The sequence below is a fragment of the Paenibacillus massiliensis subsp. panacisoli DSM 21345 genome, assembly GCF_000426545.1.
In the GTDB taxonomy this organism is placed as follows: Bacteria; Bacillota; Bacilli; order Paenibacillales; family Paenibacillaceae; genus Paenibacillus; species Paenibacillus panacisoli.
On sequence record NZ_AUFO01000007.1, the window covers coordinates 138,721 to 163,026 of the forward strand.

General features: G+C 49.0%; 17 protein-coding genes. 1 reads left to right on the plus strand and 16 read right to left on the minus strand.

Annotated features, from left to right (window positions below; translation table 11 throughout):
* Positions 1-174 precede the first annotated feature (174 nt).
* Genes K331_RS0103800 through K331_RS0103810 form a run of 3 tightly spaced genes read right to left on the minus strand, consistent with a single transcriptional unit; the run spans position 175 to position 4,915 of the window.
* Positions 175-2,601: a glycogen/starch/alpha-glucan phosphorylase gene (locus tag K331_RS0103800; protein ID WP_028589256.1), complete on the minus strand. Its 2,427-nt coding sequence runs from the start codon at positions 2,599-2,601 to the stop codon at positions 175-177.
* Between the two features lie 17 nt (positions 2,602-2,618).
* Complete coding sequence (gene glgD / locus K331_RS0103805) at positions 2,619-3,722, minus strand: glucose-1-phosphate adenylyltransferase subunit GlgD (RefSeq protein ID WP_028589257.1); 1,104 nt, start codon at positions 3,720-3,722, stop codon at positions 2,619-2,621.
* A 38-nt stretch (positions 3,723-3,760) separates the two neighbouring features.
* Positions 3,761-4,915 (minus strand): glucose-1-phosphate adenylyltransferase, encoded by a 1,155-nt coding sequence (locus K331_RS0103810; protein WP_028589258.1) that lies wholly within the window; start codon positions 4,913-4,915, stop codon positions 3,761-3,763.
* Between the two features lie 335 nt (positions 4,916-5,250).
* On the opposite strand from K331_RS0103810, the gene K331_RS32925 reads away from it, so the two are divergent.
* Positions 5,251-5,382: a hypothetical protein gene (locus tag K331_RS32925; protein WP_018883228.1), complete on the plus strand. Its 132-nt coding sequence runs from the start codon at positions 5,251-5,253 to the stop codon at positions 5,380-5,382.
* Between the two features lie 191 nt (positions 5,383-5,573).
* Here K331_RS32925 and K331_RS0103820 read toward each other — a convergent pair whose 3' ends face one another.
* The 13 genes from K331_RS0103820 to K331_RS28875 form a co-directional block, all read right to left on the minus strand.
* The gene (locus K331_RS0103820) at positions 5,574-6,377 is read right to left on the minus strand and encodes a DUF3891 family protein (RefSeq protein ID WP_028589259.1); all 804 of its coding nucleotides are present in this window, start codon (positions 6,375-6,377) and stop codon (positions 5,574-5,576) included.
* Between the two features lie 296 nt (positions 6,378-6,673).
* On the minus strand, positions 6,674-7,660 hold the full coding sequence (locus K331_RS0103825) for a copper amine oxidase N-terminal domain-containing protein (protein WP_028589260.1): 987 nt from the start codon (positions 7,658-7,660) through the stop codon (positions 6,674-6,676).
* A 296-nt stretch (positions 7,661-7,956) separates the two neighbouring features.
* Entirely contained in the window at positions 7,957-10,350 is a 2,394-nt protein-coding gene (locus K331_RS0103830) for a glycoside hydrolase family 95 protein (RefSeq protein WP_028589261.1), read from the minus strand.
* 134 nt (positions 10,351-10,484) lie between these two features.
* Complete coding sequence (locus K331_RS0103835; RefSeq protein ID WP_028589262.1) at positions 10,485-10,967, minus strand: DinB family protein; 483 nt, start codon at positions 10,965-10,967, stop codon at positions 10,485-10,487.
* Between the two features lie 234 nt (positions 10,968-11,201).
* Positions 11,202-12,692, minus strand: coding sequence for a UxaA family hydrolase (locus K331_RS0103840; RefSeq protein ID WP_028589263.1), 1,491 nt, complete (start codon positions 12,690-12,692; stop codon positions 11,202-11,204).
* Positions 12,685-14,181, minus strand: coding sequence for a tagaturonate reductase (locus K331_RS0103845; protein WP_028589264.1), 1,497 nt, complete (start codon positions 14,179-14,181; stop codon positions 12,685-12,687). Before K331_RS0103845 ends, K331_RS0103840 begins: the two co-directional genes overlap by 8 nt.
* A gap of 250 nt (positions 14,182-14,431) precedes the next feature.
* Positions 14,432-15,439: a LacI family DNA-binding transcriptional regulator gene (locus tag K331_RS0103850; RefSeq protein WP_018883235.1), complete on the minus strand. Its 1,008-nt coding sequence runs from the start codon at positions 15,437-15,439 to the stop codon at positions 14,432-14,434.
* Between the two features lie 207 nt (positions 15,440-15,646).
* Positions 15,647-17,068, minus strand: a complete 1,422-nt coding sequence (gene uxaC, locus K331_RS0103855) for a glucuronate isomerase (RefSeq protein ID WP_028589265.1) — start codon at positions 17,066-17,068, stop codon at positions 15,647-15,649.
* 552 nt (positions 17,069-17,620) lie between these two features.
* Entirely contained in the window at positions 17,621-19,111 is a 1,491-nt protein-coding gene (locus K331_RS0103865; protein ID WP_028589267.1) for a UxaA family hydrolase, read from the minus strand.
* A 27-nt stretch (positions 19,112-19,138) separates the two neighbouring features.
* Complete coding sequence (locus K331_RS0103870) at positions 19,139-20,617, minus strand: tagaturonate reductase (protein ID WP_028589268.1); 1,479 nt, start codon at positions 20,615-20,617, stop codon at positions 19,139-19,141.
* Between the two features lie 277 nt (positions 20,618-20,894).
* Positions 20,895-21,899 (minus strand): LacI family DNA-binding transcriptional regulator, encoded by a 1,005-nt coding sequence (locus tag K331_RS0103875; RefSeq protein WP_028589269.1) that lies wholly within the window; start codon positions 21,897-21,899, stop codon positions 20,895-20,897.
* A gap of 175 nt (positions 21,900-22,074) precedes the next feature.
* A complete protein-coding gene (gene uxaC / locus K331_RS0103880) occupies positions 22,075-23,499 on the minus strand; it encodes a glucuronate isomerase (RefSeq protein WP_028589270.1) in 1,425 nt (474 codons plus the stop codon).
* A 324-nt stretch (positions 23,500-23,823) separates the two neighbouring features.
* Positions 23,824-24,234: a ribosomal maturation YjgA family protein gene (locus K331_RS28875; RefSeq protein WP_036634093.1), complete on the minus strand. Its 411-nt coding sequence runs from the start codon at positions 24,232-24,234 to the stop codon at positions 23,824-23,826.
* Positions 24,235-24,306 lie beyond the last annotated feature (72 nt).

Here is a 24,306-nt window from a genome sequence, read left to right on the forward strand (position 1 = left end):
TATCCATAGTATCATACACTCTGCTAATATGATGTCCTTAACCCCCGAATCTGTCCATCACCTTCTGTGTATCTTGTTCTCCTTATAATCAAAAAATAATCAAAAAAATCCGGACCGTTAGTTGGCCCGGATGACATCAAAGGATTCAAAAATGGTTCTTACTATTGCACCAAGCTAGTGTACAGGTCGAATTCCCCAGATCTCTTCGGCATACTGCATAATCGTACAATCGCTTGAGAATTTGCCAGCATGCGCCATATTCACGACAACCTTGCGCCCCCATTCCGACTCATTACGATAGCAGCGATCAATCCGCTGGTGCGCCTCCACATAATCGTTAAAATCCTTCAATACAAAATATTCATCATTGTGATCAAGCAGCGATTTGTGAATGGACTCGAACTCATAGCCCTTACACGCGAACGGACTATCCTGCAGTAATTGATTCATAATACGATACAGTCGCGGGTCCTGCTCGGCAGCCTTGCGTGCTGAATAATGGCCTGTTCGGTAATATTCCAGAATCTCCTCTGAGCTAAGTCCGAAGATGAACATGTTGTCATCCCCGACCATTTCATGCATCTCTACGTTCGCGCCATCCATCGTACCGATGGTCAGAGCACCGTTCATCATGAACTTCATATTGCCAGTCCCGGAGGCCTCCTTGCTGGCCGTCGATATTTGCTCGCTAATATCTGCTGCAGGGATGATAAGCTCCGCCAGGGATACCGAATAATTAGGGATAAAGACAACCTTGATACGCCCCTTGATGACCGGGTCCTGGTTGACGACCGCTGCCACGTTATGAATCAGCTTAATAATCTGCTTCGCCAGATAATATCCAGGAGCCGCCTTGGCGCCGAAAATAAACGTGCGTGGTACCATATCGAGCCCCGGGTTACTCTTAAGTTCATTGTACAGATGCATCACATGCATAATATTCAGCAGCTGCCGCTTATAGCCATGCAGACGTTTGACCTGCACATCAAATATGGACGTAGGATCCACTTCAATACCAAGCTTTGAATGGATATAGGCGGAAAGCTTGTCTTTATTCGTTCGCTTGATATGCTGCAAGCGTTCCTGGAAAGACTTGTCCCCACAATATTTTAGCAACTCAATCAGTTCACGCGGCTTCGTTGCCCATGCCGTTCCAATCGTCTCGTCAAATAATGAAGCCAGCTGTGGATTCGCATGCATCAGCCAGCGACGGTGCGTGATACCATTGGTCTTGTTATTGAAGCGGCCCGGATACAGCTCATGAAACGGCTTCATTTCCCGATTCTTCAGAATCTCCGTATGCAGGGCAGCGACACCATTGACACTATGGCTTCCAACGATAGCCAGATTGGCCATTCGTACCTGATCATTATAGATGATGGCCATGTCCGCCAGCCGCTGCTCGTCACCTGGGTAACGCTCCAGTAGATAAGCACAGAAGCGCCTGTTGATTTCTTCAATAATCATATAGACTCGCGGGAGCAAGCTGCGGATCATGGATACGGGCCATTTCTCCAGAGCCTCACTGAGCGTTGTATGATTGGTATAGGATACAGAGCGGGTCGTAATACCCCAGGCCTCATCCCAGCCTAGCCCCTTAACGTCTATGAGAATACGCATGAGTTCGGGGACGACCAGTGTCGGATGCGTATCGTTAATATGCAGCGCTACATGCTCGGACAGCTGTTCATATGGCAGCTTCTGTTTTTCGTAGGTGCGAAGAATACTCTGGAGTCCCGCCGAGCACAGGAAATATTGCTGCTTCAGGCGAAGCTGCTTGCCCTCTTCATTGGAATCATCCGGATACAGAAAAGCCGAAATGGATTCGACAGAGCGATTGTAATCCAGATAGCGATAGTAGCCGCCTTCCCCGGGCATACGGCCATTAACCGCATCCATCGAGGATTCTGCTTCCCAGATGCGCAGCGTGTTCACCTTTTGGTTCTGATAGCCTACAAGCGGAACGTCGTAGGGAACCGCCCACACATTTTCCGTATCCTTCGTTTCATAGATGATCCGTCCGTTCTCTTCCCTGCTCTCGACCCGTCCCCAGAAGCGAACCTCCACCTTTTTGTCAGGTCGTCGAACCTCCCATACATTCCCCTTCTGCAGCCAGTAATCCGGCAGTTCTACCTGATTCCCGTCAACGATTCGTTGCTCGAATAATCCATATTTATAACGAATACCGCATCCGTGTCCGGCATAATGAAGCGAAGCTAGGGAATCCATAAAGCAGGCTGCGAGCCGGCCGAGCCCCCCATTGCCAAGCCCGGCATCCGCCTCCTGTTCCTCGATATCGTCAAGACTCCAACCAAGGTCGTTCAGACCGTCACGAACCAACTCCAGCATACCCAGATTCAACAGATTGTTCCCAAGTAGACGCCCGATCAGGAACTCCAGGGAGAAGTAATACACCTGCTTTTCCCCCTGCTCCTTATAGATCTGATTTGTCTGTGCCCAGCTTTTGCCGACGAATTCACGAATCATGCTGCCCAGGATCTTATAGACATCCTCGGCTTGTGCCTCCTCCATGGGCTTGCCCAGTCGACCGACCAGATGCTCCTGAAATGCTGTCTTGAATTCTTCCTTGTGATTAAACAAAAGATCAGTCCCTCCGGTTATAAATGAATGTTTTTGGCGATCACATAAGGCTTGCGGGCATCGCCAATCAGCGTTCGGCCCTGGCTCAGTCGTACATCCTTGTCAAGGATGACATTATCAATCACGGCTCCCGCTTCAATGACGCATTTCTGCATGATAATCGAATTGCTGACCCGTGCACCCTCATGAATCTTTACCCCACGGAAGATGATACTATTCTCTACGTTGCCACCAATCATACAGCCGTTGGCGACGAGGGAATTGGCCACCTTGGCTCCATCCTGATACTGGGTGGGCGGTTCATATTTAATTTTGGTGTGGGCAGGGTTTTCTTTGAACAGAGCCTTATATTGCTCTTGCTTCAGCAGCTGCATGCTGTTCTTGAAGTAGCTTTCCACCGAATTCACCACCCCATGATATCCCTCATAGCGATAGGCGTAGATTTTTAGCTTACCCGGATTTTTCTGAATGGCGGCCTTGAAGAAATGGCTCTCTCCATGGGCAATGCAACGCTCCACCTGCTCCAGATAGAGCTTTTTGTCCATGATGAACATTTCCATATAGACATTGTGGTGATCCTGCTCATGGTGAATCTCCGTTACTCTACCCTGCTCATCTACATCCAATCTGGTGCACGTCGTATGCTCTGGCTGCAGCTGTCTCACCTGGCGGTACACCAGAGTGACATCTGCCCCCTTCTCCTTATGGAAACGATAGGCATCCAGAATATCGACCTTATTGATATGCTGGGTTCCCGAGTGAACCAACGTACGGCCCGAAGCGCGGTTGAAGAAATCCAGATTGTTATGCACATGCTGAAGGTCACCGAGTGAGGTATCTGTCGGATCATTCCAATCCGGTGGCAGGATGAACATGCCTCCCACCTTGCGATCCAGATCCCAAGGGCGGCCATCCCCCAGATGATCCAGCAAGGAACGATACTTCCGGCGGATGAACAAGGCAGTATCCTTGATGCCCGCATACATCATATTGGACAAGGTGAAGTCGATCAGCCGATATCTCCCGGCGAACGGTACAGCCGCGCCGCAGCGGAAATACGTCAGCTCTTTCAGATGATCCAGTTCATAATCAAGATTGATTACACCAATTAGCTGATTCATAAACTCACCCTCCTTATTCATCACAAATGATTCCAGCATTACAGCGTGATCTCCGCAGATAGCACTTCCGAGCCATGTTCCACAAGCACAATATCCTCCTGCTTACTATAGTTCCCAATAATCGTATTGTCCGGGATGACGACATTCTCACTAATAATCGCACGGTGAATCTGCACATTGCGTCCGATCCTGACGTTCGGCATAATCACCGAATCGGTAATCCGGCTCCCCTCCCCGATCTCTACCCCATAGAACAGAACGGAATGCTTCACCTCTCCGTGAACGATGCAGCCCTCGTTAATAATGCAATTCGTGACGACAGCCTGATCCGATACGTACTGTGCAGGTTGGTTCGGACTGCGAGTGAAGATCCGCCAGCTCGGATCGTTCAGCTGCAAGGGCGGGTCTTTCTCCAGCAGGTCCATATTGGATTCCCATAGACTTTGGATCGTGCCGACATCCTTCCAATATCCCTTGAAGGGGTAAGCATACATGGTACGCCCTTTGCTCAGCATCAGAGGAATAATATCCTTGCCAAAATCATGAGAGCTTCCGTGATCAAGCGCACTGGCAATCAGATACTCGCGGAGAACCTTCCACTTGAAGAAATAAATGCCCATCGACGCCAACGTGCTTTTCGGCTGACTCGGCTTCTCCTCGAATTCATAGATCCGCAGTTGTTCATCCGTATTCAGAATGCCGAAGCGGCGCGCCTCCTCAATCGAGACATCAATGACAGAGATGGTGCAGTCTGCATTTTTATCCTGGTGGTAGGCAAGCATAGTACTGTAATCCATCTTGTAGATATGGTCGCCAGAGAGGATTAATACATGTTCAGGATCGAACTGATCAATGAAATTCAGATTTCGATAGATGGCATCTGCGGTGCCGCGGTACCAGCTGCTCCCATCCTCCCGTTCATGCGGTGGAAGCACATAGACGCCCCCATTTAACCGATCCAGATCCCAGTCACTTCCGACCCCGATGTAGGAATGCAGCACGAGTGGTTCATATTGGGTCAGCACCCCCACCGTATCAATGCCTGAGTGGGAGCAATTGCTAAGTGGGAAATCAATAATCCGGTACGTACCGCCAAAATAGACCGCTGGCTTGGCTAACGTTCTGGTCAATCCCTTAAGTCGTTTTCCTTGGCCTCCAGCCAACAGCATGGCCAGCACTTCTTTCTTCTGCATAGCAAGCTCCTCCTTCTAAAAAACTCGGCATAATGCACCAGATCCATACCATTAGCGATACGCTCAGGGTACGTCAATGAACGACTTTCAGCACGACAGCTTCATCAGATAAGAGTAAGAATTCAGGCTGGCAGGAAACATAAGATGTGGGAGCTAACGATGGCAAGCATGATTCATGCACGATATGTACACAATAGTATGCAATTGATCCATCTGGCATGAGTAATGCAATCGGGATTAGCAACCTAAGAAAAAGGGTAACAGTGTGTGTATCATTCTTATGTTGAAAAGGGTAAGTACAGTCCACTAACGATAGACAAAGGAGGAAAATTCCCATGGGAAAAAGGAAACTGTTGTTTGCAGCATTGGGACTTGGAGCCACGTATCTAATGAGGAATAAGGATGCCCGCGACAAGGTGATGCATCAGGTGCAATCATTCATGAAGAGCAAGGGTAGAATCAGGTAGGATGAATTGGTGCGAATTCAGCTGACAGTAGATGCAGCTGACGAGTGCAAACAGGAGACATGCGGCTCCCCTTGGTGTTATTCCAGGGGGAGTTCGTTATATACGATACCTCACATGAGCCATTAGGCCCATGGAGGTCATCCATAGAGGTTATCCTTGCAGCTTACAGCTGCAACATTATAGCGAAGAAGCTAAAGGGAAATGGGAGCTTGAGCCTTGCCATGTAAGGTAATTGTTCGATGTTGAGGCGGAGCATGATGAAATGCTGCGTATATTCCATGCTCACGAATGGCCTTCTTATAGACTTTACGATAAGTATGAGTAACTGAGGCATTCGGCAGCAAGGCATCTGTATCCAGCTCAATGGAATGCTCAGATGTCCAGCAGACCCGCATTCGCTCCTCATAAGATCCTGGAGAAGGGTGATGTAGCCCATCTGCGAACCATTCGTATTCGGAGCTCGGTGTGCCGGGTTCGGCGAGACATACGAACAGACTTAGCTCGTCACAGAACAGCAGCATGTGTAATTCTGCTTCGGCCCGTTGACGTAAGGAAGGCGTATCTCCCAGTTGCTCATAGAGGCGGGTACGGCGCTGCACCTCTCCATCCAGAAATGCACGGTTCGCCGCTTCATCCTGCGGATCAGGAATCTGAATTCGTTCGAACAGTTCGGTGTACATCAGACTACATAAGAGAGCTGCATAAGGGGAACGTTGTTCTACTTCTTGAATACCAAGTCTGTAAAATACATAACGTGGCCTTAGGGGAAAATCCTTGAAGGAATAAGGTGCTGTGGAAGCATCATTCCAGAAAGGGGCCGCATCCAAATTGATCCAGCCGCGATCATGCTCGGTCGCCGCTAGCTGCAATTCGTCTTTGGTATCGGGGTTGTACAGGTGTTCATTTTTCCAGTGGGCAACAACTTCTCCGGAGATTCCGGCATGATCGTGCTGCTCCGTAAGTACAAAAGCATCCGCTGTCTCATATACGATCATTTCTGAACCCTCCCCTCTACTGCGAATAATAGCGAAGTATTCGTTACACCAAACCCTACTTACTTAAACAAGGTTGAAACATAAAGTCGATCATTCGCGATCCATTTAAGGATATGAATTAAGTATACAAAATAATTATAGCATTTACGATACCCCAGCGGTTCTCGATTGAAAAATTGAAATAAACAAAATAACCCCCACAGTTGTGGAGGTTAGGGGTTAAGCTTGTCCTCTATGTGTGATTACGTCTGCTTTTCTCGTTTGGATTGTAGCTATATAGAAGTTCAGTTAAGTAATTAATGAACAGCAGACTCCTCATACACCACGACAGATTGGCTCTCAGGTTCCCATTTAACGGTCGCTCCCAGGGCTTCTCCAATTACTCGCAAAGGCACGACTGTGGTGCCATCGATCACCGCTGCCGACTGATTCAAAGTATACAGCTCGTTATTGATATACGCTTTTTTACTGTTGATCTGCAGTTTAACGTTCACCCCGTCACGGATCACGGTTACTGATTTCTCCTTAGCGTTCCAGGATACTTGCGCATCCAACGCCTCCGAAGCAGCACGTAGCGGGACAAGTGTCGTGCCATTGTGATTAATCGGCTTCGCTTCGTGCTCCTCACCGTTAACAAACAGCCTCATTCCATCTGCTCTCCCGGCTTTTTTGAAGAGCGCACCTAATCTTTTATAGCTATCCAGATGGGACACATCAGCTAGCAACGCTTCCTCCTGCATGTACACGGCATCTGTAACACTTCCGTCCGCAGCCAACAGTTCAGCAGCCTCCGTTAGCGCCTCTCTTGAATCAAGGAGTGTTTCCAGTTGAGCAATCTGCTCCGAGTTCAGCCGATCAGGGTATTTCGTTAGAAGCAGATTCGCAATAACCGTTCCCGCAGGCTTATCTTTCGTATTTTCTACAGCCTTAAGGAGTCCCTTATATCCGTTTGGTCCATTTTGTCTTTTTGGGTCTGTGGACTCTCCGTAGGTATCTTCCGTTACAGTAGCAGGGACGGCTTCGCTGTCTTCTACTGCTTTGCTTTGTTTATTGTTTTCGCCATTCTTGCCAGTCTTAATCTTGTCGTTTTTGGCTTGGCCTTTACCCCGGTCCAGGTTCTTACTCTGATTTTCTTGTTTCTTTTCGTTCCCATTTGTTTTAGACGATACAGCTTCTTGTCCGCTCTTCTGATCGTTTCCGCGTCCCTGCTTAGCTGTAGCGGTTCCTGCTGTCATACCCAACACCAGTATGCACGCTAATAAGGCTGTCCAAGTTATTCTCATGCTGTCATTCCTCCTTGTAATTAGCCGGGCATAATCGCCCCTAACTATATTTACGGCTTTTATAAGCAAGTAATTGAGAACTATAATTATCGCTAGTGATACAAATTCAACTGTCTCTACTATCTGAAGCCTACCAGCAATTAGTGGCTAGTGGCTGACTGGATAACACGAAAAAGCACCTCCTACAATGTATTGAATACCCAATTAGGACATCCAATGGTCATTGCAGAAAGTGCGTTTCAAGGCTTCGGGTTACCTCATACGATCAAGACACCCCATAATTATTCATGGCACATTCAGGCGTTAGATGCCTGCTGCATGTCGAATTCCAGGATATACCTTGAGCCTGCCTTCGTCGGAAATGATAACAGCCCTTCCCCGACAGGTGTCAAAGGAATCAACAGTCCATCTTCACGAACCTGCATTGGGTTTTCAGTAAGCACCGTACATGCTCTCCCCAGATCCGATATGACTTCAGCTTCACGTATAGCTCCGTCCTGCCAGCTCAAGCTGATCTGGAAGCCTCCCCGAGCTCTGAGTCCTCTAACAAAGCCTGACTCCCAGCGCTCAGGCAGCGCAGGAAGGAACTCCAGGTAGTCTTGATGGGATTGGAACAGCATCTCTGCGATCCCTGATGTCGCAGCAAAGTTGCCATCGATCTGGAATGGAGGATGAGCGTCGAACAGATTCGCATAGACTCCTCCCCGTTGACCGGATTCGCCATCCTTAACGAGTGTCAGCAGATTGGAAATCAGCTGCTCCGCTCGGTTCCCCTCCCGAAATCTGGCCCACAGGCCCATTTTCCAGCCGAGACTCCAGCCTGTTCCGCCGTCCCCCCTTAGCTCAAGTGAGGTTCTAGCCGCCTTGAACAGTTCGGGAGCCGAGCTGCCTGTAATCAGCCTCCCAGGGTAGATACCTACAAGATGTGAAACATGACGATGATGGACATCCTCATCCTCAAAATCAAGGCTCCATTCCTGAAGCTGCTTCTGGCGACCGATACGCAAGGGCAGGATTCCCTCTTTTTTCTCACGCAGAACCTCTACAAAATCACCATCTATCCCCAATAGCTCGGCGGCTTGAATACAGTTGTCAAATAGCTCACTAATCAAGGATATATCCATCGTCGTGGCTTCACTAATAGCATGATACCCATCTTCAGCCACGAATCTATGCTCAGGTGATGTGGAAGGGGATGTCACCCAGAAGCCCTCCTTATTCATAACCAGCCAATCAAGACAGAACCATGCCGCTTCCTTCATCAGCGGATAGGCCTGATCCCGCAGATAAGCTTCATCTCCTCCGAATGCATAGTGCTCCCACAAATGCTGAGTAAGCCACACACCACCCATCGGCCACAGCACCCAGATCGGGTCTCCGTCTCCATATTCTCCCACAGGTGCCGTCTGCCCCCACAGATCGGCATTGTGGTGGGCAACCCAGCCCTTTGCCCCGTAATTGATCCGGGCTGTCTCTCGCCCATTCACAGCCAACCGTCCAATGAACTCAAGCAACGGCTCGTGCAGCTCTGATAGGTTGCAGCTCTCCGCAGGCCAATAATTCATCTCCGCATTAATATTGAGCGTGTAATTACTGCTCCAAGGAGCCCGCAGTTCTTCGTTCCATAGACCTTGCAGATTGGCTGGTGTTGTACCGGGACGTGAGCTGGCAATTAGCAGGTAACGACCATAGTGGAACAGCAGCTCCACCAGACCAAGATCGTCGCTTCCATAGTCGGCAATCCGCTGGTCTGTTGGTAAATTCGCAGGAGCGATGCTTTCTCCTAAATGTAGCTCTACCCGGTCAAATAGCACACGATGATCCTCCAGATGACGCTCACGGACCTCCTCGTATTTCCTGTTGTACACTGCTCTAATCGCTTCAGCCGTGAGGCGACGAGGATCACGACTGCTGTTGCTTGCACCAAGGGTCGGATCGAAGGAGGTCGCCGCACTGAAGTATAGTACTGCTGCTGAGGCATCGCTGATATGTAAGCCATCCTCATCCGTTTGTAATGTGCCTCCATCCAGTACGGCGGCCAGTCTGCCGTGAAAACGCAGAGCTTTCGTGGTTGCTGCCTCACCATAGCGAACGGGATGCTCCACATCGTAATAGTTAGGCGCAACATACTCTGGAGCTACCCCAAATAACGTAAGCTCCTCTCCCTCCATAGCCGTCTGGGCCCGGAGTTGGCTATCCAAGCTGGCACGAAAGCTGAGCTGACCCGGCTTGCTCGCTGTCAGTCGAACCACCAGTGCTTGATCCGGATAGGATGCCAGCACCTCACGTGAATATTGAACGTCACCCACCTGATAGGTAACGCTTACAATTCCCGTGCTGATATCAAGTCTTCGCTGATATAGCTGGTTGCTGTCCAGAGATCCATGCTCCATCCAGATATGCAAGTCGCCAAAGGGCAGATAGGATTGAGTGTAGGGTCCCATCATCTGCTTGCTTAGCTCATCCGCTTCGGCATATCTCTGCTGAGACACAAGCTCTCTCATTTTGGGGAGAAGCTCTTGTGCGCCCGGATTATTCCATTCACGGGGGGATCCTGACCAGAGCGTATCTTCATTCAAAGCAATGCGCTCCCGCTCTACTCCTCCAAATACCATACCGCCAAGTTTGCCATTTCCAATGGGCAATGCCTCCACCCAGCTCTGGGCAGGAGAGTTGAATTGAATGTTCATCGACGCTTGGACCTCCATTGCGTGGGATCGTTATTTTGAACAGGATGCAGACGTTGTAGTTGAATCATTGACCATAACTATTCATAGTATAACGCTAATTATGCCGTGTGGCTCGCACATTTCCGTCCCTGCAGCTACAGATCAAACACGTTCTTGATGAACCTCTGAATCTGCTTGCGATGATGCTTGTCATGGGGAATGAAGCCCTGCAAATAGCCGCGTATAGCAAATGTCTTCCCGTCTCCACTCTTATACTTTCTAGTATAGGCCTCCTCAGTCAGTCCCGAGATTTCAGCAATAATGCGCTGCCGCATCACGCAGAACTCATCCACAATGTCCGCTCTGGTCTTGTTTTGTGCGTAGCGGGCCGCATCAGCATTAAATTCATCAAAGTTGAGACTACGAACAGTAACAGCCTCTCCCAACGTGATCTTGTGAATGCCCTGCTCATAAAAGTATTTGTCCCACAGCATCATATGACTGATGACGTCCTTCAGACTCCATTTTCCCTCTTCCAAGGGAATGGTCCAGTAGCTCTCCTCGAGTGCCTTCAATCGTTCTACGTATGTGCTGAATCTCGCAAATTCCTCCACCATATCAACGGTTGCTCTTGCCATCGCACACCCTCCAAATGATCAATTTTTAACGATTTCTCACATCTACCACCACTACCATAATAGACCATCTTTTTCCTTATTTCTATCCAATTGGACACCCTCCAATTACTATGATCCGTTAGTACAAAAAAAGCAGGCTGACATCGAGATCACCCTGGTACCATCCAGTGCATCCTCTCTCATCAGACCTGCTAATATATCTCCTATTATGCCATAACAAGATATCAAGACCTCTTACAGCGTTACCCCGTTCTTGAAGATCGCCAGCTCACGGAACTGATTCTTCTCGTTGTTAACTTGCTTGCCGCTCGCTACCTCAATGATATATTGTACGAATTCCTTCAAGGTATCCTCCATGCTCGCACCATCTACCAGACTACCCGCATTAAAATCGATCCAGTGAGGCTTCGACTGATAGAGTGGTGAATTGGTAGATACCTTCATCGTCGGTACGAAGGAGCCGAACGGCGTGCCTCGACCTGTCGTGAAGATCACCAACTGGCAACCAGATGCAGCGAGTGCCGAAGAGGCCACCAGATCATTACCCGGCGCACTCAGCAGGTTCAGCCCCTTAGTCTGCAGACGTTCGCCATAGTGGATCACATCATTGACAGCCGAGATACCTGATTTCTGCGTACATCCTAGTGATTTGTCCTCCAAAGTCGTAATACCCCCAGCCTTATTGCCTGGTGAAGGATTCTCATATACTGGCTGCTTGTAATCGAGGAAATATTGCTTGAAGTTATTGATCAAGTCCACAATTTTGTGGAACACAACTTCGTCCGCTGCACGTTCCATCAGAATCGTCTCTGCGCCGAACATCTCTGGCACCTCAGTCAGTACAGTCGTCCCGCCCTGAGCGGCCATATAATCTGACAGCTTGCCTACGAGTGGATTCGCCGTAATGCCAGATAAGCCATCCGATCCGCCACATTTCAGTCCAATCTTCAGCTCTGACAGCGGCACCGTCTCCCGACGATCCTGACTGGCTTCACGATGCAGCTCATGCAGCAGAGCCACACCGGCCTCGACTTCATCCCCAACCTCTTGGGATAGGAGGAATTTTACTCGCGCAGGATCATATTCGCCAATCGCTTGTTTGAAATCCTCCATGCTGTTATTCTCACAGCCCAGGCCCAGCACCAATACCCCGCCAGCATTTGGATGCTGTACGGCGTCGGCCAGAATGGTACGAGTCATCACATGATCATCCCCCAGCTGAGAACAACCGTAGTTATGCTTGAGCACGAGGGTGCTTTCAAAAGGAGCTATGCTGCCTGCCTCCTCCTTGAAGCGATTAATGATCATTTCAGCTACACCGTTCACACAGCCTACAGTCGGCACAATCCAGAGCTCATTACGAATACCGACATTGCCATTTTTGCGTACATAGCCTTCAAAAGTAAGATTCTCCAGCTCGAACTCGTTGGGCTGAAGTCTAGGCTCATATGAATAGGACTCCACACCAGTCAGGTTCGTACGCGCATTCTGGGTATGAACATGCTCTCCGACTTCAATCGTTTGCGTAGCATGACCAATCGGATACCCGTACTTCAGTACATTCTCACCCTCAGCAATGCGCGACAGTGCAATCTTGTGACCGCGTGGCACATCCTCCAGCAGCACAGTATCCTGGCCATCCACATGAATGGCCTCCCCTTTGACATAATCACGCAGGGCTACAACTACGTTATCACGTTCATGAATTTTGATAAATTCAAGCATGCTGTTCGCCTCCATATGGTTGAGATCCGCTAACAGCGTATATTTGCTGTCTTAGCGCCTCTTTCATTCCATGTGTTTCCATAATGAACATTTGATCTGCCAGCTGATCCACCAAACCCGCTATCCCGGTCAGATCCTGTCCCCACCAATCCTCGTGCTGCAGTACAGCCCTTGCAAGAATGCCCAGCTCTTCTCTCGTGCAGGTGCAATCGCGCCACATATCCTGTAGCTCCTGCAGAATGACCGGGTTATCGGAGAGCTCAATTTTCTCTGCCCCTCTTCTTCCTTTGTACATGACCAGTAAGGCCGCTAGGGCAAAGACCGTAGCTGAGGGGAGCTCATTGTGCTTAGCATGATACTCCAGAAGAACCGGAAGATTCCGGGTTCTGAATTTGGAAAAGGAATTGAGCGCAATGCTCATCACGTAGTGCTTGATGAAGGGATTGCGGAATCTATCTATAACATCCTCTGCAAAGCTTTTCAATGCCTGCTCAGACAAATCAAGCGTCGGAATAATCTCACGGTGAATCAAATTCCGGATATAAGCGCCCACCTCAGGGTCCTCGACCGCCTCGCGAACCGTCTCCAGACCGCTCAGATAGGCTACTGGCGTCAGGGCTGTATGCGCTCCATTCAGGATGCGAACCTTTTGCTCTCGATAAGGCTTCAGATCGTCCACAACAAGAAGGTTCAGCTTCGCCAGATGGGCCGGAAATTCAGTACGCACATGCTCTGGTCCTTCAATGACCCATAGATGATAAGGCTCGCCTACAATCATGAAGGGGTCCTGGTATCCCAGTTGCTGCTGAAGCTCAGCTGCTCGATCCTTCGGATACCCCGGAACAATTCGATCCACCAGACTGTTGCAGAACGTATTGGCTTCCTTCAGCCAGTGAAGAAATCCTTCCTCCAGTCCCCACCGATGGGCATGCTGCACGATAATGTCCCGCAAAATCTCTCCATTGCGCTCGATCAGCTCACAAGGAACGATGATCCAGCCCTTGGAGGGGTCTGCCCGGAACGTCTGATAGCGACGATACAGGAGAGCCGCCAGCTTGCCCGGGAAGCTGCGCTGAGGCTGGTCCTCCAGTCGATCATCCGGATCATAGACAATGCCCGATTCCGTAGTATTGGATAAGACAAAGCGGATGTCGGGGCTGTCCGCCAGCTGCATGAATGCTTCGTATTGACGGTGCGGATTCATTCCCCGCGTAATACACTCAATGACACGTTGCTCTCTTACTTCCTCCCCATACTGAATACCTTCCAGCTGTAAGGTGTATGCTCCCCCCTGCTCATTGAGGCCTTCAGCTGACGTTCCTTCTGCTCTGGCTTGCAGTACAACTACCCCTGTATTCCAGCCCAGACGTTCATTCATCACATCAATATGCCACTCGGCAAAGCCGCGCATAAAATTCCCATCACCGAACTGGATCACTCGTTCCACCAAGTCGGAGGATGCTTCACTGCTTCTGACAAGCCTCTCCATTGTTGAACCCCTCCCAGGTATGTTTGGTAACTCATTACGTTTTGTTGCCAACATGAAATATTCTCAATTCATTGCACACGTTAACATTTTCACGTAGTCCAGACTCCCCCGTATCTTAGCTGGGGAATCGTGGACTTCTATACTTTTGGGTCGCTTACATGCACACGAGCGCTTCTAAAGTGTCACCAAATGTCTGGAAGAATCATTTTCCACCAAGACCAGGATAGTGACTCGCCCCAGGTTCACTTAATTATCGCGTCCATAATGGTGCTGTCGAACGTCGCTCTATGAAGCGCGTATCTACATAGATCAGCTCGCCAGCCTGAGCGCCGGACTCCATCCGGTTCATCATCCGCTTCGCTCCGAGTGAGCTTATCTCCTCAATAGGTCGTTTTACCGTGGTCAAAGCAGGTGTCGTATACAGGGAGTACCCGATATCGTCGAAGCCTACTATGGATACATCATCTGGCACCCGCTTCCCTGACTCGAAGGCCGCATTCATGGCACCGATTGCCATATCGTCATTCGAGCAAAACACAGCTGTCGGCGGCTCTTCCAGACTTAGCAGCTCCTTCATTGCACGACTTCCACTTTCGTGATCATATCGCCCCTGCACCATATAATCGGAACGGATCGGCAGATGATGCTCAATCATGGCTTGCATGAAGCCTTCTTTCCGCTGCAGGGTGGACATGAAGCCCTCCACACCTTCAATAAGTGCGATGCGCTCATGCCCTTGGTCAATCAGATGCCGGACAGCATCGCGCACGCCTTCTTTATCATTAGGCACGATATTTACGATTCCCGGGTCGGCTACATGACGGTTCATGACGACGATTGGAATCTCCTGCTGTAGTACATGATAGATAAACGCATTATCTGCCTCACTTTGGCTCATCAGCAGAATTCCATCAAAGCGCTTGCGATGAATCGAGGAATAGCTCTCATAATCATCAATCCCCCGCACGAACAGGTTATAATTCACGTCAATGATGCTGTTAATGCCACGAATTGTGTCCGCGAAAAAGCTGGAGGATGTACCTTTGGATATGCTGGTAAAAAACAACCCCACCGTATGTGAGCGCTGTAGCACAAGGCTCTTGGCATTCACATTCGGAATATAATTCAATTGCTCGGCGATCTCCATAATCTTGCGCTTCGTTACTTCTTTAATTAGCGGGCTATTGTTCAGTGCTCTGGACACTGTTGTATGGGATACATTCGCCAATCTGGCGATATCCTTGATGGTCGCTGCCATATTCATACCTTCCTTATGCTTCTTCCATAAGATGACCATGGACATCTTTGTAATCAAGCATAGCATACCCGCTCGTTTGCGGACAGCGTATCAGCACACAAATTGCTATGTCAGTACACATTATTGCTATGGCAGTTCACATTATTGCATAAATGTGGTGGTTAGCTCCGCAAGAAGCTGCTGCTGCCCTGAACAGCTATGTTCCTGTTATTGCTTAACCAGTGCAGGAAAACGGAAGTATTCCACAGCATTATGGTAGCAAATTCCCCGAATCAGCTCTTCCAGCAGCTCATCATCCGCAGGCGCTTCGCCTTCCTCTACCCACGTTCCAACCAAATCACACAGGATACGACGGAAATATTCGTGACGTGTATAGGACAGGAAGCTACGGGAATCCGTTAGCATTCCGATGAAGCGTGGCAGGACACCAAGATTGGCGAGAATCTTCATCTGCTCCAGCATGCCTTCCTTATGATCATTGAACCACCAAGCTGTACCGAACTGAATCTTGCCCTTGACTCCACCAGATTGGAAGCTGCCAGCAACGCTAGCCAGTACATGATAATCGGTTGGGTTCAAGGAGTACAGGATCGTTCTTGGCAGGCCACTTGCCTGCTCCAGCGCATCCAACAGCTTCATAAGCGGCTCGGCAATTGGACCATCATTAATGGAATCGTATCCGGTATCCGGCCCCAATTTGCGGAATGCTGCTGTGTTGTTATTACGCAGAGCGTGAATATGGAATTGCATCGCCCAATCCAGCTCGGCGTAGAGCTGACCCAAGAAGACCAGTGTATAGGACTTGTGCTTCGCTTCTTCCTCAGCGCTGACCTGACCTTGCTCCAACGCTTTAAGGAAAATCTCCGATACTTCCTCCAGCGATGCATGCTCGTATCCGAGCGTATCCAGAGCATGGTCTGACACACGACAGCCAATGGAGTGGAAGAAGCGAACACGAGATTCAAGCGCTTTCAAAAACTGCCCATAATCCGTAATCTCTTGCTTCGCTGCCTCCGACAGCTTCGTTACCCACGGGCGGAATGTAGCGCGATTGATCTCCAGGCCCTTGTCGGGACGGAAGCTTGGCAGCACCGCTGTCTCAAAATTCGGAAGCTGGCTGATCTTCGTATGATAATCCAGATCATCTACAGGATCATCCGTCGTGCAGACCACCTTCACTTTGGACTTGGTAATCAGGTCACGTGCACCGAAGCCCTCTCCCTGCAGCTGTGCATTCACCTGCTCCCAGATGGCTGGCGCATTCTTCTCATTCAGAAGCTCTGTTACACCAAAAAAACGCTGCAACTCCAGATGCGTCCAATGATATAACGGGTTGCCGATGAGCTGAGGTACGGTTCTGGCCCATGCCATGAATTTATCGTAGTCGTCTCCATCTCCCGTAATTAGCCGTTCTTCAACTCCATTTGCGCGCATAACTCTCCATTTATAATGATCGCCGTACAGCCACGCCTCAGTAATGTTCTTGAAGGTCTTGTTCTCATAAATCTCCTGCGGGCTCAAGTGACAATGATAATCCACAATCGGCATATCCTTGGCGTACTGATGATACAGCTTGACAGCTGTGGGTGAGTTGAGCAGAAAATCTTCATTTAGAAATGCTTTTGCCATGAGATACATTCCTTTCTGGTAAACAAGATTATGTTAACGTGAACATTTCGCAATCAGCTACACCTCATTATAAAACATATATCATATATAAATGCAATACCCTTTTATGATATTTATCATATCCCCCTTGTAAAACAGTACATTTCAGAGCTATGTCGCCTATTTCCATACCTAGGATGCAGCAGTATGCACACATGTGCACAGCTTCACTTATCTTACATCATCCATTTACCTCTGGATGACAGCAACAAGACTCCTGACCGACTGGGGGCGGCAGGAGTCTTGAGATTCAATGACAACACTATTCAAGCTATAATACCAACTAATACAGACCTGTTAACAACAGTCTACAATAACAATTCGAATAACCATTTCAATCATAGGTTAAAAGACAAGTTAAATAATAAGCTATAAAAAAGCTATAATTATTCTATAAACTTAACACATAAGCTTTTTCAAAGGCTTCTTCAAAGGCTTTTTCAAAGGCTTTTTCAAAGGCTTTTTCAAAAACTTATTCAAAAGCTCACTGCATACCCTTCTTCCTAGCGAATCTTATAGGGTAACGCCGTTTTTGAATATAGCAATCTCGCGGAACTCATTCTTTTCGTTATTGACCCATTCCCCGCTAGCCACTTCGATAATATAATCGATGAATGCATTCAGGCCATCCTTCATGCTGACATCTTCAACCAGGGAGCCTGCGTTAAAATCAATCCAGTGCGGCTTCGAGTGATACAGGGCCGAGTTCGTTGACACCTTCATCGTCGGTACAAAGGCACCGAACGGCGTACCGCGTCCTGTCGTGAAGATGACGAGCTGACAGCCAGCAGCCGCCAAGGCCGATGAAGCTACCAGATCATTCCCTGGAGCGCTCAGCAAGTTCAGCCCCTTGGTCGTAAGTCGGTCTCCATACGGAATCACATCCATGACCGCTGAGTTGCCCGACTTTTGTGTACAGCCTAGAGACTTATCCTCCAGCGTTGTGATGCCACCCGCTTTGTTACCTGGGGAAGGATTCTCATATACTGGCTGTTTGTAATCCAGGAAATATTGCTTGAAATCATTAATGAGATGCACGATTTTATGGAATACCTCTTCGTTCGCAGCCCGCTCCATCAGGATCGTCTCTGCGCCGAACATCTCCGGCACTTCCGTCAGCACAGTCGTTCCACCTTGAGCAGCCATGTAGTCCGATAACTGACCGAGCAATGGATTCGCCGTGATACCCGAAAGCCCATCTGACCCTCCACATTTGAGGCCAATCTTCAGCTCGGACAATGGAACAGGCTCACGCCGATCCTGCTGCACCTCTGCGAAGATCTCCTTCAGCAGACGTACTCCTTCGGTCACCTCGTCTCCCACTTCCTGCGATAGCAGGAATTTCACACGAGACTCATCATATGCTCCAATGGCTTCCTGGAACTCGCCCATACTGTTATTTTCACAGCCTAATCCCAGTACCAGCACGCCAGCCGCGTTCGGATGCTTGACTGCATCAGCCAGAATCGTCCGCGTATGGACGTGATCATCTCCTAGCTGGGAGCAGCCGTAATTATGCTTCAGCACAAGCGCATTTTCGAACGGCGCAATGTCACCCACCTCCGCTTTGAAGCGGTTCAGGATCAGCTCGGCGACGCCATTGACACAGCCCACTGTAGGCACAATCCACAACTCGTTACGGATACCTACGTTCCCGTCTTTTCTTCGGTAGCCCATGAAGGTCCGTTTCTCCAGCTGATATGGATTCGCTTCCAGCCTTGGCTCGTACTTGTACTCCTCTACCCCGGTCAGATTAGTCTTCGTATTATGTGTGTGCACATGCTGACCTGGCACAATATCCTGCAATGCATGACCGATCGGATAACCATATTTGAGCACATGGCTTCCCTTAGCGATCGGAATCAATGCAATCTTGTGGCCTCTTGCTACAGGCTCCAGCAGCTCAAGCTCTGTATTCCCAATAGGGAGCTTCTCTCCCTGCTGATAATCTCTTAATGCGACTGCTACATTGTCTCGTTCATGAATCTTGATGAATTCCTGCATGTGTGGCTCCTCCCTGACCTACGTGCTTTACTGGCTAATTTTATTTATATGTCTATCCATCAGCTTATGAAGCGTCGAAGTCATTCCTTCCAGGCTCAGCTTGTTCAGATATCCAGTCAGTTGCTCGGTAAGCCCGTCAATCTCGTTCAGATCCTGCCCCCACCAATCTTCACGACTCAGCACTTGCTTCGTCAAGACACGCAGGGAAGCCGGGGTTCCGTCATATCCACGCCATAGCTCGCGGAAAGCTTCCAGTATATCTTCATTATCTGCCAATTCAATAACCTGACCGTTGCGGTCTCCCTTGTAGAAATAGAGCAGGGAAGCGAATGCGAACACCAGCTTCTCTGGCAATTGCCCACGATCCTCCACATAACGCAGCAGCGTAGGCAAGTCTCTAGTCTTGAACTTCGAGATTGAATTCAAGGAGATGCTCATCAGATAATGGCGTACGTAAGGGTTACGGAAGCGCTCCAGCACAGCATCCGCGAACTCTCGCAGCTCACTCTCTGGCAAATCCAGTGTGGGAATAATTTCCTCATCAATCAGTGCCTGAACGTAAGGACCCACCACGTTATGCTCAACGGCATCACGCACCGTATCCAGCCCGTACAGATATGCCACAGGCGTCAGTGCCGTGTGCGCCCCGTTCAGAATGCGTACCTTACGGGTACGATAAGGAGTCATATCATCTACGACCAGCACATTCAGACCAGCCAAATGAGCAGGGAACTCTTCCTTGATGAATTGCGGACCTTCAATGACCCACAGATGGAATTGCTCTGTCACCACGACAAGCTGATCCTTGTAACCCAACTCCTCAGTAATTTCCTCCATACGGTCACGCGGATACCCAGGCACGATACGGTCTACAAGACTGCAGCAGAACGTATTCGCTTCATGCAGCCATTTGACGAAATCTTCCTCCAGGGACCACAGCTGTGCATATTGGAGTACGATCTTCTTAAGCTCATCCCCATTTCTGTCGATCAGCTCACACGGTATGATGATGAAGCCCTTGTCAGCTGCACCATTGAACGCCAGATATCGACGATACAGTAGTGCTGTCAGCTTGCCCGGGTAGCTGCTCTGCGGCTTATCCTCAAGACGATCCTCAGGCGCAAAGGCAATCCCTGCTTCGGTTGTATTGGATACAATGAAGCGCAGCTCAGGCTGGCGTGCCAGATCCTCATAGGCTTCATTTTCAGCATAAGGATTGATCACCCTTGTCACACAATCCACTAACGTGTGCTCACGAACAGCCTTACCTTCCTTTATTCCTTCCATGTATGTCGTATACAGTCCATCTTGCGAATTCAACAAATCTGCCAGCCCGCCTGCCAGTGGCTGCACGATGACAACACCGCCATCCCAATCTGCCTTCTTGTTCAACTCGTGGATCTGCCAGTCTACGAATGCACGCATGAAATTCCCTTCACCGAATTGAATGACCTTCTCTGTGTGTCTGACAGCGGATGGACTGGACGCTCTGCTTAAATTTTGCATTGGATGAACCCTCCTAGTCGCTTTATAGTTTTAGTTTAATAAATGCACACGTTAACAAAAGTGATAAAAATCACAATGTTATTTGTTTTTTTCCACAATTATGTCTAATCGTCAACAGATTCCTTCGTAAGCATGGATACACTAACACAGAATCCTTTTCTTATACGCACACGCTTTCAACTTACAGGGTGAATCTCTATCGGCTCTGTATTCTCATCCCCATATTAATTGCTCCATCCTCTATATGCAGTCAGGGTCCAGCATACTATTCTCTCTATCATGTATGGGGCGCTGAGACAGAGCCACGCGTAACGAGTTGGGTGCTCAGCAGGACCTGCTCCTCCTTGCAGGAGGTAGCATCCATCAGACTCAGGATATACTCGGCTCCTCTGGCGCTGATCTGCTCAATCGGGCGCTTGACTGTTGTTAACGCAGGTGTAGTATAGCGTGAAAAGCCAATGTCATCGAAGCCGACCACAGACACATCTCCAGGAACCTGCAACCCCTGCTGGAAAATGGCATTCATTGCACCGATCGCCATATCATCATTGGAGCAGAATACGGCGGACGGGGGCTCTCTGAGTGCTAATAGCTGCTCCATGGCATAGCTTCCGCCTGTCATCGTGTAGTCCCCCCTGACAATATAATCGCCACGAACTGGTAGATCATGATCCATCAAGGCGTTCAGGAATCCATCCCTCCGCTCTTGAGTCGACTTGAATCCCTCCACTCCCTCGATGAGTGCGATACGCGAATGCCCCATGCGAATCAACTCCAGTGTTGCCGTATATGCCCCTTCTTTGTCATTGGACAGTACATTCACAATCCCATGACCGCTCATCTGACGGTTCAGGATGATTAATGGAATGCCCTCCCGGATAACATGATACACGAAGGGATTGTCCGTCTCGCTCTGACTCATCAGTATCATACCGTCAAATCGCTTGCGATGAATGGAAGAATAATCATCATATTCGTCAATACCTCGGACAAGCAGATTGTAATCAACACCGATCACACTGTTCACACCCCGAATCGTATCTGCGAAGAAGCTTGACGAGGTCCCCTTGGAAATACTCGTGAAAAACAGTCCAATGCTATAGGACCTGCGCAGCACGAGGCTACGAGCGTTATAGTCCGGAATGTAGTTCAACTGGCTGGCCAGGTCGAGAATACGGCGGCGGGTCTCCTCTTTGATAAGCGGACTGCCATTAAGTGCTCGGGACACCGTCGTATGTGACACATTAGCCAATTTGGCAATATCCTTGATTGTCGCCGCCATTACTCTATCCTTTCTGCTGCACCCAGCGTCATATCTGACAGACTCACAATTTGTTACGACTCTCACCTAACTTGCCTAGCTCATCTACTAACTTGTTTATGATATTCACTAACTCACTTATAAAATCCAGTGGCGCGCTTTAGATCGTCTACGCTCTAATTGAAGCCTTTGCGATCTATTTCACCGTTACGACTGCTGGAAAAGCAAAATATTTCTCTGCATTGTGATAGCAAATATCCTGGACAATGCCACCCAGTAGCTCCAGATCATTCGGTGCCTCGCCATGCTCAGCCCATTCTCCGATCAGATCGCACAGCAGACGTCGGAAATACTCATGTCGCGTATACGACAGGAAGCTGCGGGAATCTGTCAGCATGCCAATGAAGCGAGAGAGCACACCCATGCTTGCCAGGAGCTTCATCTGCTCCAGCATGCCTTCTTTGTGGTCATTGAACCACCAAGCGGTGCCGAATTGGATTTTTCCTGCGGTCCCACCAGCCTGGAAGCTTCCTGCCACACTTGCAAGCACTGGGTAATCTACCGGGTTCAAGGAATAAAGAATGGTTTTCGGAAGATTGCCTGTTGCGTCCATTCCGTCCAACAAAGCCGCGAGCGCCGAAGCGATACTTCCATCATTAATAGAATCATAACCGGTGTCAGGGCCCAATCTGCGGAACATCGCCGTGTTGTTATTCCGCAAGGCATGAATGTGGTATTGCATTGCCCAGCCACGCTGAGCGTACAATTGTCCAAGATGAATTAACGTAAAGCTTTTATACTTGGCCTCTTCCTCCAATGTAACCTGGCCTTCTTGGAGTGCCTTGGCATAGATAGCCGATACTTCCTCCAGTGTAGCAGGGGCATACAGCAAGACGTCCAAAGCATGATCCGATACGCGACAGCCGACGCTGTGGAAATACTCTACTCTGCTCTCAAGAGCACGCAGCAAGCCGCTATATTCCGTCACATCAATACCAGATACCTCGCCTAGCTTATCGATCCATGGACGGAAGGTAGAACGGTTAAGCTCCAGCCCTTTATCCGGACGGAAGCTTGGCAGGACAGCTGTGTCAAAATCCTTCAGCTTGGCGATCTGCTTATGCTCCTCCAGAAGATCCGTCGGGTCATCCGTTGTGCAGACTACAGTCACGCCCGATTTGGTGATGAGATCGCGTGCACCGAAGCCCGGGCCCTGCAGCTGGGCATTCACCTTTTCCCAGATTGCAGGAGCTGTCTGCTCATTAAGCAGTTCATGTACATCGAAAAAGCGCTGAAGCTCCAAATGTGTCCAGTGATACAGCGGATTGCCGATCAGGGTAGGAACGGTTTTGGCCCACGCCATAAATTTGTCAAAATCCTCCGCATCCCCCGTGATGTATTTCTCCTCGACCCCGTTGGCACGCATTACCCGCCATTTATAGTGATCGCCATATAACCATGCCTCTGTAATATTCTTAAAGCTCTTGTTCTCATAGATTTCCTGCGGATTCAAGTGACAATGATAGTCCATGATCGGCATATGCTTGGCAAACTGGTGGTACAGCTGGACGGCAGTCTCGCTGTTCAGCAGGAAGTTGTCACGTAAGAAGGAGACGGACATTGCTTATCAATCCTTTCCTGAGATTTTGATTTTGTTAAAATGTTAACGTTAACATTTATGGACTTATAATAGCGCTTTCTATTCTTCAGGAAAGTGACTTTTATCATGCTGCATGAGGCGAATACGTGAACATTTTGTGGTCATTGTACATCATCTCGTTTTAAATCATGCTTTATCGTCTTGTTTATGACCTTGTTTTCGGGCTCGCTATTGAACTTACTATTAAACTTACTATTGAGCTTGCTTTCTTGCTTTACAACCCTTTTCACAGTTATGTATTTCAACTTCATTTAGGGGGTGATTTTTATGCAATGCCCTTTGTAATCAATTATGAGATCGGCCCAGTCGCCAATCGAGAAGATATGCTAGGCCGATTCCAGCCGTATAACGGAACAGGTCCACTACGAGAAAGCCTCTCCCCAGCACCAATGCACCAAGCGTCGTGCTGCGAATCGCATTAAGCCAATCCAGCTGAAGCAGCTGCGAAGCCTCAATCGCATAGCAGAACAGTAACCCTATGAGGGCTGCGAGACGTCTGCTTCCTTGTGGCCACAATGTTCTTACACCAAAATAAATCATGACAGCCCATAGCGCATCTCCTGCATGAGCCGTGATCACAGCAGGCAGGTGCAGCCCATCATAGCGGGAAGCAAGTCCCAGCCCGATCGTCACAGCGACACCTGCTGCATAAATGAACCTCTTCCGCCACACCCCTGATTCTCCTGCCTTCTTCATCTGTAATTAATCCCCTTACAATTTAATGTATTATCTATATACATTCTCAATCGTCTACAGCCTCACGCAGTT

What these genes read in the sequence shown, in the direction of transcription:
- glgD (WP_028589257.1), bottom strand. Translation starts at nt 3,722, where the DNA reads ATGAATCAGCTAATTGGTGTAATCAATCTTGATTATGAACTGGATCAT.
- K331_RS0103810 (WP_028589258.1), bottom strand. Translation starts at nt 4,915, where the DNA reads ATGCAGAAGAAAGAAGTGCTGGCCATGCTGTTGGCTGGAGGCCAAGGA.
- K331_RS32925 (WP_018883228.1), top strand. Translation starts at nt 5,251, where the DNA reads ATGGGAAAAAGGAAACTGTTGTTTGCAGCATTGGGACTTGGAGCCACG.
- K331_RS0103820 (WP_028589259.1), bottom strand. Translation starts at nt 6,377, where the DNA reads ATGATCGTATATGAGACAGCGGATGCTTTTGTACTTACGGAGCAGCAC.
- K331_RS0103825 (WP_028589260.1), bottom strand. Translation starts at nt 7,660, where the DNA reads ATGAGAATAACTTGGACAGCCTTATTAGCGTGCATACTGGTGTTGGGT.
- K331_RS0103830 (WP_028589261.1), bottom strand. Translation starts at nt 10,350, where the DNA reads ATGAACATTCAATTCAACTCTCCTGCCCAGAGCTGGGTGGAGGCATTG.
- K331_RS0103835 (WP_028589262.1), bottom strand. Translation starts at nt 10,967, where the DNA reads ATGGCAAGAGCAACCGTTGATATGGTGGAGGAATTTGCGAGATTCAGC.
- K331_RS0103840 (WP_028589263.1), bottom strand. Translation starts at nt 12,692, where the DNA reads ATGCTTGAATTTATCAAAATTCATGAACGTGATAACGTAGTTGTAGCC.
- K331_RS0103845 (WP_028589264.1), bottom strand. Translation starts at nt 14,181, where the DNA reads ATGGAGAGGCTTGTCAGAAGCAGTGAAGCATCCTCCGACTTGGTGGAA.
- K331_RS0103850 (WP_018883235.1), bottom strand. Translation starts at nt 15,439, where the DNA reads ATGGCAGCGACCATCAAGGATATCGCCAGATTGGCGAATGTATCCCAT.
- uxaC (WP_028589265.1), bottom strand. Translation starts at nt 17,068, where the DNA reads ATGGCAAAAGCATTTCTAAATGAAGATTTTCTGCTCAACTCACCCACA.
- K331_RS0103865 (WP_028589267.1), bottom strand. Translation starts at nt 19,111, where the DNA reads ATGCAGGAATTCATCAAGATTCATGAACGAGACAATGTAGCAGTCGCA.
- K331_RS0103870 (WP_028589268.1), bottom strand. Translation starts at nt 20,617, where the DNA reads ATGCAAAATTTAAGCAGAGCGTCCAGTCCATCCGCTGTCAGACACACA.
- K331_RS0103875 (WP_028589269.1), bottom strand. Translation starts at nt 21,899, where the DNA reads ATGGCGGCGACAATCAAGGATATTGCCAAATTGGCTAATGTGTCACAT.
- uxaC (WP_028589270.1), bottom strand. Translation starts at nt 23,499, where the DNA reads ATGTCCGTCTCCTTCTTACGTGACAACTTCCTGCTGAACAGCGAGACT.
- K331_RS28875 (WP_036634093.1), bottom strand. Translation starts at nt 24,234, where the DNA reads ATGAAGAAGGCAGGAGAATCAGGGGTGTGGCGGAAGAGGTTCATTTAT.